The organism is Betaproteobacteria bacterium (genome assembly GCA_009693245.1).
Lineage (GTDB): Bacteria > Pseudomonadota > Gammaproteobacteria > Burkholderiales > SHXO01 > SHXO01.
This window is the reverse complement of sequence record SHXO01000019.1, coordinates 26,567-38,908: the sequence shown is the minus strand read 5'-3', so window position 1 is coordinate 38,908 and position 12,342 is coordinate 26,567. Positions and strand designations below refer to the sequence as shown.

At 59.8% G+C, this 12,342-nt stretch carries 11 protein-coding genes and 1 pseudogene; 9 read left to right on the top strand and 3 right to left on the bottom strand.

The annotated features are described in order from the left end of the window. Positions 1-32: 32 nt before the first annotated feature. The 3 genes from EXR36_05035 (at position 33) to EXR36_05025 (ending at position 2,933) form a co-directional block, all read left to right on the top strand. Positions 33-1,778 carry an alcohol dehydrogenase gene (locus EXR36_05035; protein ID MSQ59007.1) on the top strand — a complete coding sequence of 582 codons (1,746 nt, stop codon included), beginning with the start codon at positions 33-35 and terminating at the stop codon, positions 1,776-1,778. Positions 1,779-1,902: 124 nt separating this feature from the next. Then, positions 1,903-2,271, top strand: a complete 369-nt coding sequence (locus EXR36_05030) for a cytochrome c (protein ID MSQ59006.1) — start codon at positions 1,903-1,905, stop codon at positions 2,269-2,271. A 98-nt stretch (positions 2,272-2,369) separates the two neighbouring features. Then, complete coding sequence (locus EXR36_05025) at positions 2,370-2,933, top strand: NUDIX domain-containing protein (GenBank protein MSQ59005.1); 564 nt, start codon at positions 2,370-2,372, stop codon at positions 2,931-2,933. Here EXR36_05025 and EXR36_05020 read toward each other — a convergent pair. From EXR36_05020 to EXR36_05010, 3 genes and pseudogenes are all read right to left on the bottom strand, one after another. Then, positions 2,922-3,083: pseudogene (locus EXR36_05020) on the bottom strand (ammonium transporter). The gene EXR36_05025 and the pseudogene EXR36_05020 overlap by 12 nt on opposite strands. 208 nt (positions 3,084-3,291) lie before the next feature. Further along, positions 3,292-4,467: a VWA domain-containing protein gene (locus EXR36_05015; protein MSQ59004.1), complete on the bottom strand. Its 1,176-nt coding sequence runs from the start codon at positions 4,465-4,467 to the stop codon at positions 3,292-3,294. A 154-nt stretch (positions 4,468-4,621) separates the two neighbouring features. Then, on the bottom strand, positions 4,622-5,467 hold the full coding sequence (locus EXR36_05010) for a MoxR family ATPase (protein MSQ59003.1): 846 nt from the start codon (positions 5,465-5,467) through the stop codon (positions 4,622-4,624). Between the two features lie 104 nt (positions 5,468-5,571). Between EXR36_05010 and hyi the strand changes: the two genes are divergently transcribed. The 6 genes from hyi to glcF are packed head-to-tail and all read left to right on the top strand — an operon-like array spanning position 5,572 to position 12,342. After that, complete coding sequence (gene hyi / locus EXR36_05005) at positions 5,572-6,348, top strand: hydroxypyruvate isomerase (protein ID MSQ59002.1); 777 nt, start codon at positions 5,572-5,574, stop codon at positions 6,346-6,348. 20 nt (positions 6,349-6,368) lie between these two features. Further along, a complete protein-coding gene (locus EXR36_05000) occupies positions 6,369-7,256 on the top strand; it encodes a 2-hydroxy-3-oxopropionate reductase (GenBank protein ID MSQ59001.1) in 888 nt (295 codons plus the stop codon). Positions 7,257-7,289: 33 nt separating this feature from the next. After that, on the top strand, positions 7,290-8,555 hold the full coding sequence (locus EXR36_04995; protein MSQ59000.1) for a glycerate kinase: 1,266 nt from the start codon (positions 7,290-7,292) through the stop codon (positions 8,553-8,555). Between the two features lie 6 nt (positions 8,556-8,561). After that, on the top strand, positions 8,562-10,058 hold the full coding sequence (locus EXR36_04990; GenBank protein ID MSQ58999.1) for an FAD-binding protein: 1,497 nt from the start codon (positions 8,562-8,564) through the stop codon (positions 10,056-10,058). A gap of 1 nt (position 10,059) precedes the next feature. After that, entirely contained in the window at positions 10,060-11,109 is a 1,050-nt protein-coding gene (gene glcE, locus EXR36_04985) for a glycolate oxidase subunit GlcE (protein ID MSQ58998.1), read from the top strand. 3 nt (positions 11,110-11,112) lie between these two features. Then, entirely contained in the window at positions 11,113-12,342 is a 1,230-nt protein-coding gene (gene glcF, locus EXR36_04980) for a glycolate oxidase subunit GlcF (protein MSQ58997.1), read from the top strand.

The following is a 12,342-nucleotide window of genomic DNA, read 5'->3' as shown; positions in this document are numbered from 1 at the left end:
CAGTTCCAATATCAATCGATCTGGAGAGACATATGAAACGATGGAAGACTCAACTTGTAGGGGTGGCCGCAGCCTTAGGCTTCGGCTTCGCCATGCAAGCCGGGGCCGCCGATATCACCTGGGATCGTCTGGCTAACGCGGACAAGGATCCCAACAACTGGCTCATGTATCACGGCTCCTTCAAAGGCTGGCATTACAGCGGCCTGGATCAAATCAACAAAAAGACCGTCAAGGATCTAAATATCGCCTGGATTCACACCCCTGCGGCGTCCAAGCGCGGCGTGCAATCCTTCCCCATAGCCGCCGATGGCGTGCTCTACTACACCTCCGCTTCCGGCCAAGTCTACGCACTCGATGGCGCCACCGGCACCAAGATCTGGGCTTACAAAGCCAAGATCGACCAGGAGCGCGCGGAAGGCACCTTCTACAACCCCTACAACCGCGGCCTCGCGATTGGCTATGGCAAGGTGTACATCGGCACGGTTGACGGCCGCATGATCGCCCTGGATGCCAAGACCGGCGAAGTGGTTTGGGACAACATGATCATTTCCGTCGAGAAGGGCAACAAAGGCTTTACTGGCGCCCCGGTGATCGTCAAGGACAAGGTCCTCATCGGTTCCAACGGCGGCGAATTGTCTGGCTGCTGCGGTCCGATTTTCGCGGTTAACGCGGAGACCGGCGAAGTCGAGTGGCAGTACGACACCATCGGCGGCGACGAGCGCTCCCGCGTTTCCTGGGGCAATGACTCCTGGAAAATCGGCGGCGGTGGTGGCTGGATGACCGGCTCCTATGACGCGGCGACCAACAGCGTATGGTGGGGAACAGCCAACCCGGCTCCCGATTATGACTGGGCCGGCGAGAATTGGATGACCGAAGGACCACGTCCTGGAACCAACCTCTACAGCTCGTCCGTGGTCGTGTTGGATGCCGATACCGGTACCCTGAAGGCCTACTTCTCCGAAATGCCCCATGACGCATGGGACTTCGACTCCGCGGTGGGTGAGTTCGTCCAGATCGATCGCGGCGGGAAGCGCTACATGCTGCATCCGAACAAGGGCGGAATTCTGTTCACCTACAACGCCGATCCCGACAAAGCAACGGACCAGGTGTTGAAAGTGGAAAACGCCACCCTCATCGGCAAGACCTATAACTACATCAAGGGTGTGGACGCCAAGACCGGTCAATTGATCGGCCGCCGCGAACTGCCGTTGGGCAAGCACACGAACGTGTGCCCGGCCATCGACGGCGCCATCAGCTGGAACACGGGAGCCTATAGCCCGGCAACTGGGTTGTACTACAAAACCACCATGGAGTTCTGCTTCGACATAGAAGTCCAGAAAGTGGACAAGCCCGCTGACTACTCCGGCCAAGCCTACTTCGGCGCCAGCTGGACCACCCGCCCTCCGGCGGATCGTCCTGCCTTCGGTACCGTGCAAGCTCGTGACCCCGTCAGCCATAAGCTGAAGTGGGAAGTGGAATTCAAGTACCCGCCTCTGGCGAGCTTGATGTCCACCAATGGCGGCCTGGTCTTCGTGCCGGGTGCCGATGGTACCTTCTACGCACTGGACGCCGACAACGGCTCCAAGCTGTGGCAGCACAATAACGGTATCGGCCACCATGGCGGTGTAATTTCCTACTCGGCCAAGGGCAAGCAGTACGTTGCCGTGGTGACCGGCTGGGGAAGCCACGTGTCCGGTAACTACTGCCCGTTGTTCGGCGAGCCCTTCTGCTCCATGCCGACCGACAACGGCCAGTTGCTGGTGTTCTCGCTCAAGTAAGAACAACTAGCCGTTTCAGCAGCACGCAGGGCGGGGGATCCCCCGCCCTGTTTTTTTGCCTGAGGGGTGCCGGTAAACAAAAACCGAAAGCAACCGTTGTACGGTTGCGACCTCACTCGATCTTATGGAGACATTGATGCCGAGAATTTGCCGTCCCGGACAGTTGTTTGCGCGGGCGCTCTTGGCGTGCGCCCTTTGCTTAAGCGGCACTTTGCACGCCGACGACGAAGCCATTGCGCCTGCACTCGCCCTGGTTCAAGAAAAGTATGGAATAGACATGAAAAAATTGTTCTCGGCCAAGTGCAGTTGGTGCCACCAAGGCATGGGAATGAAGCAAGCCGATGGCCCCAAGCTCGCCGGAACCGAGAAAACCAAGCAACAAGTCATGACGCAAATCAGCAAGGGTAAATCCCCCATGCCGGGATTCAAGAACCAGCTCTCGGAAAAGGAACTGGAAGCCTTGGCGGACTACATCAAGGCACTACCGAAGTGATCGCCTGGCGCAATCCCGCAAGGATTGCGCTCCTGGCTCTGGGAAACTTCCCTTCCTTCTGCTAAGGTTCCTCTAGATCTTAAGCTGGATGCGAAGCCGTGAAGTATTGCAGCAGTTGCGGCGGCCTGCTGGCCCGCCGGATTCCTCCCGACGATAATCTCCCGCGTGCTGTATGCGACGCCTGCGGAACCATCCACTATGAAAATCCCAAGATGGTGGTGGGGTGTATTCCCGAGTGGGAGGACAAGGTCTTGCTGTGCCGCCGCGCCATCGAGCCCCGTTATGGTCTGTGGACCGTACCGGCCGGATACCTGGAAAACGGCGAGACCACGGGCGACGGCGCCATGCGAGAAACCCTGGAAGAAGCGGGCGCGCGGGTGGAAATGCTGGAACCCTATGCGATCTACAACATCCCCCATATCAGCCAGGTCTATCTGCTGTTTCGGGCCCGCCTGAAGGACAGCCAATTCGCGCCCGGCACGGAATCCCTGGAAGTCAAGCTATTCGAGGAATCCGAAATTCCGTGGGATGAGATCGCCTTCGCCACCGTGCGCAACGCCCTGCATCGCTACTTCAGCGACCGGCGAACCGGCCAGTTTCCCATGCACGTGGGAACGATTCAGCCGCTCCCGCCGCAGGGAAAGCCAATCTCACCATCCTGATTCTTTTTCAGGTCCGCCCGTGATCTTGTGAATGGAGAGGTCGGCGCCATTGAACTCCTCCTCGGCATCCAAACGAATCCCCATGCCCTGTTTAAGTATTCCGTAGACAAGCAGTCCTCCGGCAAGGGCCACCCCAATCCCCAAAAGTGTAAATGGCGCGCAAGCGCGATGTATTGCACCAACTCCCGCGAGATTTGTCGCACTGCAAAGGGCGGGGTAGGCAAAAGCCCGCGCGATGACGCGGACGATTTAAAGACGAGCACTTCGATCTCGTTCCCGGGGTAACGCGTATTACTTGGTAGCCCAACACCAAAGCGTCTTGCGGGAAATTGATGAGGCGGTGGGTGCTAGCGCGCACCTACCGAGTCAATTCCTTCATCCCCGCCTCCAATCCCTCCAAGGTGAGCGGAAACATGCGATCGCCCATCAACTGCTTCGCCAGGCCGATGGATTCGTAGTAGTTCCAGCGTTCTTCCGGTTGCGGATTCAGCCAGATGGCGTGAGGGTAGATATCGGTCAGGCGCTGCATCCACACCGCGCCTGCCTCGGGGTTGTGGTGCTCGACGCTGCCGCCTGGGTAAGCGATCTCGTATGGGCTCATGGTGGCATCGCCCACGAAGATGAGCTTGTAGTCGTGGCCGTAGGTGTGCATCACCTGCCAGGTGGCGATCTTTTCAGCGTGGCGGCGGCGGTTGTCCTTCCACACGGTTTCGTAGATGAAGTTGTGGAAGTAGAAGTATTCGAGATGTTTGAATTCCACGCGTGCGGCGGAGAAGAGTTCCTCGCACACGCGGATGTGATCATCCATGGAGCCACCGATGTCGAGGAAGAGCAGCACCTTAACGGCGTTGTGGCGCTCGGGCACCATCTTGAGATCGAGGTAACCCGCGTTGCGGGCGGTCGAACGAATCGTATCGTCGAGATCTAGTTCATCGGGTGCGCCCTCGCGCGCGAACTTGCGCAGGCGGCGTAGTGCGACCTTAATGTTGCGCGTGCCCAGTTCCACGGAATCGTCGAGGTTGCGGTACTCGCGCTGGTCCCACACCTTGACCGCACGGCGGTTGCGCGAGCCTTCCTGTCCAATGCGCACCCCCTCGGGGTTGTACCCGTAGGCGCCGAAGGGCGATGTGCCTGCGGTGCCAATCCATTTCGAACCGCCTTGGTGCCGCCCCTTCTGTTCTTCCAGGCGCTGGCGCAAGGTTTCCATCAACTTCTCCCATCCTCCTAGGGATTGCACCAACGCCTTCTCCTCCTCGGTGAGATTCTTCTCCATCCGCTTGCGCAACCACTCCTCGGGAATCTGTGCCATCAAAGCCGGTACGACTTCAAGCCCATTGAAATAGGCGCCAAAGGCCAGGTCGAACTTGTCGAAATGCTTCTCGTCTTTCACCAAACAGGCGCGCGACAGGAAGTAGAACTCCTCCATGCTTCCCCAGGCCACATACTTGGCCAACGCCTCCAGCAACATCAAGAATTCCTTGATGGAGACCGGAACGCCGGCTTTCTTGAGTTCCAGGAAGAAACTGATCAGCATCGCGGGAGGAGGGAGGAGGGAGGGGGGAGGTGTGGCGATTGGCGAAGTGCGGTCCGTGCCGGTAATCGCATGCAATAGAGCGAACCGAGCACAGTGGCTGGCGTGGCGAGGGGTTTTCTCCTCCCCCCTCCCTCCTCCCTCCTCCCTAGACTTCTCACGCCTTCCTCCTCGAAATGAACGCCAACCTCTCGAACAAATGAACGTCCTGCTCGTTCTTGAGGAGCGCGCCGTGGAGCGGAGGGATGATCTTGCTCTGGTCGCGGGTGCGCAGGGTTTCTTCGGAGATGTCTTCGGCGACCAGGAGTTTTAGCCAATCGAGGAACTCCGACGTTGATGGTTTTTTCTTGAGGCCGGGCACTTCGCGCATGTCGAAAAATGCTTCCAAGGCTTCACGCAGCAAGGTCTTCTTGAGCGTGGGGTAGTGCACATCCACGATGCGCTCCAAGGTCTCCTTGTCGGGGAAGCGGATGTAGTGGAAGAAGCAGCGGCGCAAGAAGGCATCCGGCAACTCTTTCTCGTTATTGCTGGTGATGATGATCGTAGGCCGCGTCTTGGCTTGGATCAATTGCTGGAGTTCGTAAACGTAGAACTCCATGCGGTCCAGTTCACGCAGCAGGTCGTTGGGAAACTCTATATCGGCCTTGTCGATCTCGTCGATCAACACCACGTTTGGGCCGTCCGCGGTGAAGGCCTCCCAAAGAGGGCCTTTCTTGATATAGTTGGCGATGTCGTGCACTCTCGGATCGCCCAACTGGGAATCGCGCAAGCGCGACACGGCATCGTATTCGTACAAACCTTGTTGCGCCTTGCTGGTGGACTTGATGTGCCATTGAATCAAGGGCCGGTTCAGGGCCTTGGCGACTTCCACGGCTAGCATGGTCTTGCCCGTTCCAGGCTCGCCTTTGATCAATAGCGGCCGTTCCAAGGTGATGGCCGCGTTCACTGCCATCATCAGATCGTCGGTGGCGATGTAATTCTCGGTGCCAGTGAAGCGCGCCATGGATTCTCTCTGAAGTGAAGTTAGGCGGATTATACGGAGGGCGCGGGCCGCCCCCAGTGTAAAATCGGTTCATTCCCATTGAAACCCAAGTGAGGGCTTCGGCCATGCCCAAGTTCAACGCCAATCTTTCCATGATGTACAACGAGGTGGATTTTCTGGACCGCTTCGCCGCCGCCGCGAAGTCCGGTTTCAAGGGTGCCGAGTTCCTCTTTCCCTACGCCTACGACAAGAACCAGGTGGCGGAACTGGCCAGAAAGAACAACCTCAAGGTCGTCCTGTTCAACATGCCGCCCGGCGATTGGAACGCGGGTGACCGGGGCATGGCCTGCGATCCCAGCCGCCATTCGGAGTTTCAGGACAACGTGGGCAAGGCCCTGGACTACGCGCTGGCCCTTGGTTGCTCTCAGGTCCACTGCATGGCTGGGCTCAAGCCGCGCGGCGTGAACGAGGAGAAAATGCGCGAAGCCTACATCGCCAATCTTCAATTCGCGGGAAAGGAAATGGCCAAGCACAACCTCAAGGTGTTAATCGAGGCCATCAATACCCGCGACATTCCTGGCTTTTACTTGAACACTTCGGCGCAGGCCATGGACATCCTCCACTACGCCAATGTCCCGAATCTGTATTTCCAGTACGACATCTATCACATGCAGATCATGGAGGGCGATTTGGCACCCACCATGGAGAAGTTGCTGCCCAAGATCGCGCATATGCAATTAGCCGATACGCCGGGCCGGAACGAACCAGGAACTGGCGAGATCAATTATTCATTCTTGTTTCGGCACTTGGACAAGATTGGCTACCAAGGCTGGATCGGCTGTGAGTACCGCCCGAAGGGCAACACCGAGGCGGGATTGGGCTGGATGAACCCCTACTTATAGAATTTTCCCAAGGAGACGACATGAGCAAAATTGGATTTATCGGCCTCGGAATCATGGGCAAGCCCATGGCCGCGCACTTGATCAAAGCCGGTCACACGCTATACCTGTACACGCTGGAGGGCGCGCCGGCAGAGCTTTCCTCCGCGGGCGGCGTGGTGTGCCAATCGAACAAGGAAGTCGCGCAGAAGGCGGACATCATCATCACCATGGTGCCCGATACGCCGGATGTGGAGAAAGCATTATTCGGTACGAACGGAGTGGCCGAAGGCTTGAGCGCTGGCAAGGTGGTCATCGACATGAGTTCCATCTCGCCCTTCGACACCAAGATCTTCGCCGAGCGCATCAACAAACTCGGTTGCGAGTATGTGGATGCGCCTGTTTCCGGCGGTGAAGTGGGAGCCAGGGCTGCCTCGCTGACCATCATGGTGGGCGCCAAACCCGCCACCTTCGAGAAGGTCAAGCCGCTCTTCGAACTCATGGGCAAGAACATCACCTTGGTAGGCGGCAACGGCGACGGCCAGACTTGCAAGGTCGCCAACCAAATCATCGTTGCACTGAATATCGAAGCCGTTGCCGAGGCGTTGCTATTCGCCTCCAAGATGGGCGCGGACCCGGCAAAAGTGCGCCAAGCCTTGATGGGCGGCTTCGCTTCCTCCCGGATACTTGAATTACACGGTGAGCGCATGATCAAGCGCACCTTCGAACCCGGATTCCGCATCGAATTGCACCAGAAGGACTTGAATCTCGCTTTGCAGAACGCCCGCAAGGTTGGCGTGAGCCTGCCCAACACCGCCACCGCGCAAGCGTTGTTCAATGCCTGCGAGGCACAAGGCGGCAGCAAGTGGGACCACTCCGCCATGGTGAAGGCGCTGGAGATGCTCGCCAATCACGCGGTCGCGAAAGGGTAGCCGGTAACAGGCAAGGACCGTGGCCATCCACCGATGATCCAAAATCCGGCGCAGTTGCTCAGGGAGATGTTCGATGCGGCAATCGCTCGCGCGATGCCGGCACGCTGCGTTCCGCCCTATCTCCCCAAACCACCGAAAGGCCGCACCATTGTCGTCGGCGCTGGCAAGGCGTCGGCCACCATGGCACAGGCCGTTGAAGCCCACTGGACGGGAGATCTCGAGGGCTTGGTAATCACGCGCTACGGCCATCACGCCCCTTGCAAGAAGATACAAGTGGTGGAGGCGGCACATCCGGTGCCCGACCTCGCCGGCCGTGAAGCCGCCGAGAAAGTGCTCCAGCAGGTGCAAGGCTTGACCCCCAACGATCTGGTTCTGTGCCTGATCTCCGGAGGCGGCTCCGCCTTGATGTCGCTGCCGGCCCCTGGGCTCACCTTGCAAGACAAGCAGGCTATCAACCGCTCGCTGCTCAAGAGCGGCGCCAACATCACGGAGATGAATTGCGTGCGCAAACATCTCTCGGCCATCAAGGGCGGCCGCTTGGCGGCTGCCTGCTATCCCGCGCGGGTGGTGAGTCTGCTCATTTCCGACGTTCCGGGCGACGATCCGGCGGTGATCGCCTCGGGCCCCACGGTGCCGGACCCCACGACTTTCGGAGACGCGCTCGCCATTTTGGATAAGTACAACATCCGCGAGCCGGTTTCCGTCATCCAGCATTTGCGCGCCCGCAAAGACGAAACGCCAAAACCCGGTGATGCACGCCTCGCGCACAACGAGACGCACCTCATCGCCGCCCCTCAACAATCCCTGGAAGCCGCCGCGGAAGTCGCGCGCCGGGCAGGCGTGAACGCGCTCATTCTTGGAGACAGCTTGGAGGGCGAGGCGCGTGAAGTGGCCCTGGTGCACGCGGGTATTGCGCGCCAGGTGTTGCGCCACGGCCAACCAGTGGCCAAACCCTGTGTATTGCTATCGGGTGGCGAGACCACGGTCACGGTGCGCGGCAACGGGCGCGGCGGGCGCAATGCCGAATTTCTTCTCGCCTTGACCATCGCGCTGGCGGGCGAGAAGCAAGTGTACGCGCTGGCCGGCGACACGGACGGCGTGGACGGCACCGAGGACAACGCGGGCGCCATCACCACGCCTAAGACTCTCGCCCGCGCCGAGGCCCTGGGTGCGAGCGCGAAGGCCGCGCTCGCCAATAACGACGGCTATAGTTTCTTCGCCGCGCTGGGAGATCTCGTCAAGACCGGCCCCACCCTCACCAACGTGAATGACTTTCGCGCGCTACTGATCACGGAGTAACTCCCCATGGGCAAACCAGAATCCTACGAGCAATCGATCCGGCCTCTCGTTGACAAGACCGAGTTGGTGCGCCGGCTCTCGGCGGTGCTCAAACCTGGTTGCGTTCTTCACGACACGGAGGACTTGCGCCCTTACGAGTGCGACGGGCTCTCCGCCTACCGCCAATTGCCCATGATCGTGGCATTGCCCGAGAATGAGGCACAGGTGCAAGCGGTGATGCGCGTGTGCCATGAAGCGCGCGTGCCCGTGGTGGCGCGCGGTGCCGGCACGGGCTTGTCGGGTGGCGCCATGCCCCATGGCCAAGGCGTCACGCTGGGCCTCGCCAAGCTCAAGCAAATTTTGGAGATCGATCCCGTGGCGCGTATCGCCCGCGTGCAACCGGGCGTGCGCAATCTCGCCATTTCCGAAGCGGTGGCCTCTCACGGACTGTACTACGCACCCGATCCCTCCAGCCAAATCGCCTGCTCCATCGGCGGCAACGTGGCGGAAAATTCCGGCGGGGTGCATTGCCTGAAGTACGGATTGACCGTGCACAACGTGCAGAAAGTGCGCTTCGTCACCATGGAAGGCGATTTGCTGGAGTTCGGTGGCGACGGCCTGGATAACCCAGGCTACGATTTGCTAGCACTCATCACTGGATCCGAAGGCTTGCTCGGCGTCGTCACCGAAGTTACCGTGAAGTTATTGCCCAAGCCTCTCAAGGCGCAAGTGGTGCTCGCCGCCTTCAACAGCTTGCACGATGCCGGCAACGCCGTGGCCAGCATCATCGGGGCGGGCATCATCCCGGCGGGGCTGGAGATGATGGACAAGCTCGCCACGCAAGCGGTGGAGCAGTTCGTCCACGCCGGGTATCCCGTGCAAGCCGAGGCCATCTTGCTATGCGAAAGCGACGGCACGCCAGAGGAAGTGGAAGACGAGATCGCGCGGGTATGCGCCATCATGCGCGACAGCGGCGCCTTCGAGACGCGCACTTCGCGCGACGAAGCCGAGCGGCTCAAATTCTGGTCTGGGCGTAAAGCGGCCTTCCCGGCCATCGGCCGCATCGTGCCGGATTATTTCTGCATGGATGGCACCATCCCCAAGAAGCGCTTGGCGGAAGTGCTAACGGGCATCAGCCAACTACAAGATAAGCACGGCTTGCGTTGTGCCAACGTCTTTCACGCTGGAGACGGCAACTTGCATCCGCTCATCATGTTCGACGCCAACGACGATGCACAATTGGAGCGTGCCAAGCAGTTCGGCTCCGACATCCTCAAGCTGTGCATCGATGCGGGGGGCACCGTCACCGGCGAGCACGGCGTGGGCGTGGAGAAAATCAACGAGATGTGCCTGCAATTCGGACAAGCGGAACTGGTGCAGTTTCATGCCATCAAGCACGCCTTCGATCCGCACGCGCTACTCAATCCCGGCAAGGCCGTGCCCACGCTGCACCGCTGCGCCGAGTTCGGCGCCATGCATGTGCACAGCGGCAAGACGAAGTTTTCGGAATTGCCCAGGTTCTAGGATGTCTGATCTCGCTTCCGAATTTAGCCAGCGAATCCTCGATGCCGCGAAAGAGAAAAGAGCCCTTCGTATTCGCGGCGGCGGTTCCAAGGATTTTCACGCCCGCGCGCTAGATGGCGAGTTGCTGGAGACCTCAGCCTATCACGGTATCGTCAATTACGAACCCACGGAGTTGATCGTCACGGCGCGCGCCGGTACCTTGCTCACGCAGTTGGAAGCAGCATTGGCCGAACGCGGACAAATGCTCGGCTTCGAGCCTCCGCGCTTGTCGCCCGCGAGCACCCTGGGCGGCTGCGTGGCGGCGGGTTGGTCAGGCCCGCGGCGCCCCTATGCGGGTTCCGTGCGCGACTCCGTGTTGGGCATGAGAGTCATCAATGGCCGCGGGGAAAATCTTCACTTCGGCGGCGAAGTCATGAAGAACGTGGCCGGCTTCGATGTATCGCGTTTGATGACGGGCTCCTTCGGCACCCTTGGTTTAATCCTCGAAGTGTCCCTCAAGGTGTTGCCACGCCCGCGGCACGAGCAGACTCTGCGATTCGACATGGACGCCGCGCGCGCCATCGAGAGCATGAACCGGTGGGCGGGTGAGCCATTACCTGTCTCCGGCACCCTATGGCTGGACGGTAAGCTCTACGTGCGCCTTTCCGGTCCCGAGACGGCGATCCGCTCGGCACGGGAAAAGATGGGTGGCGAGACGGAGCCTGACGCCGCGAACGTGTGGGCACGTGTGCGCGACCAGTCCCTAGATATCTTTCTAGGTACCGTGTGGCGTTTGTCCATCAAATCCTCCACGCCCGCCGCGGATCTTCCCGGCAAGCAGGTGATGGAATGGAACGGGGCGCTGCGCTGGATCAGTGGCGGTACCGAGGCTGCGCTCGTGCATGAGATCGCGCGCAAATCCGGGGGCCATGCACTGCTTTATCGCGGCGCCGGTGCAAGCCGGGGCGTTTATCGGTTGGATGCCGCCACCTTGAAATTACACCAGCGCATCAAGAGCGCCATGGATCCCAGCAGCGTCTTCGGGCCCGGGCGCTTACATCCCCAGATATAGATCGTGAAAACCAACCTCGCTCCATCCATCAAAGACACGCCGGAAGGCAAGGAAGCCGGCGACATTCTGCGCACCTGCGTGCATTGCGGATTCTGCAACGCCACCTGCCCGACTTATCAGTTGCTGGGCGATGAGTTGGACGGCCCGCGCGGGCGCATCTACCTGATGAAGGAAATGCTGGAAGGCAACCGGGTCACCGCCAAGACACAGCTTCATCTAGACCGCTGCCTGACCTGCCGCTCCTGCGAATCCACCTGCCCGTCCGGAGTGAAGTATGGCCGCCTGGTGGACATCGGCCGCCACATCGCGGACAAACATGTCGATCGCCCGTTAAGCGAGCGCTTAAAGCGCAAAGCCCTGAACGCGGTGATCCCCAAGGGCCAGGTGTTCTCTCCCTTGATGAAACTCGGGCAATCCTTCAAGCCTTTCCTACCCTCCGTGTTGGGCAAGAAGATTCCCAGCGCCGCTGCCTCCGCGCGTACAACGCGCCGGCCCGCGCCCCGGCACGAACGCAAGATGCTGGTGTTGGAAGGTTGCGCGCAACCTTCGCTTGCCCCCAACATCAACGCCGCCGCCGCTCGCGTGCTGGACAAGATCGGAGTCTCCCTCATCGTCGCACCCAACGCGGGTTGCTGTGGCGCGCTTTCCTACCACCTCGATTATCAAGACGAGGGGCTCAACTACATGCGGCAAAACATAGACGCCTGGTGGCCTTACGCCAATCAAGGCGTGGAAGCCATCGTGATGACGGCGAGTGGCTGCGGCACCACGGTCAAGGAATACGGCCATATGCTGCGCAACGATGCGCGTTACGCCGCGAAGGCCGAGCGTATTTCCGAACTCACCAAGGATATATGCGAAGTCATGAGCGCCGCGCAAGACGAGCTATTGAAGGTGATTCGCCAAGGCCCCAGACCCAAGATTGCCTTCCACCCGCCCTGCTCTCTTCAGCACGGGCAACAAATCAAGGACGTGACCGAGAATTTGTTGCGCGCCTTGGGCTATACATTGACACCTATTCCAGATGCCCATCTATGCTGCGGCTCGGCCGGTACCTACTCCATATTGCAAGAAGACCTTGCCCAGCGACTTCTTCGCAACAAGGTGGAGGCAATAGCCAGCGGCAAACCGGAAGTGGTGGCCAGCGCGAACATCGGCTGCCTTACCCACATTCAGAGCGGCACGACGATACCGGTGAAGCACTGGATAGAATTGGTGGACGAGCTGATATAG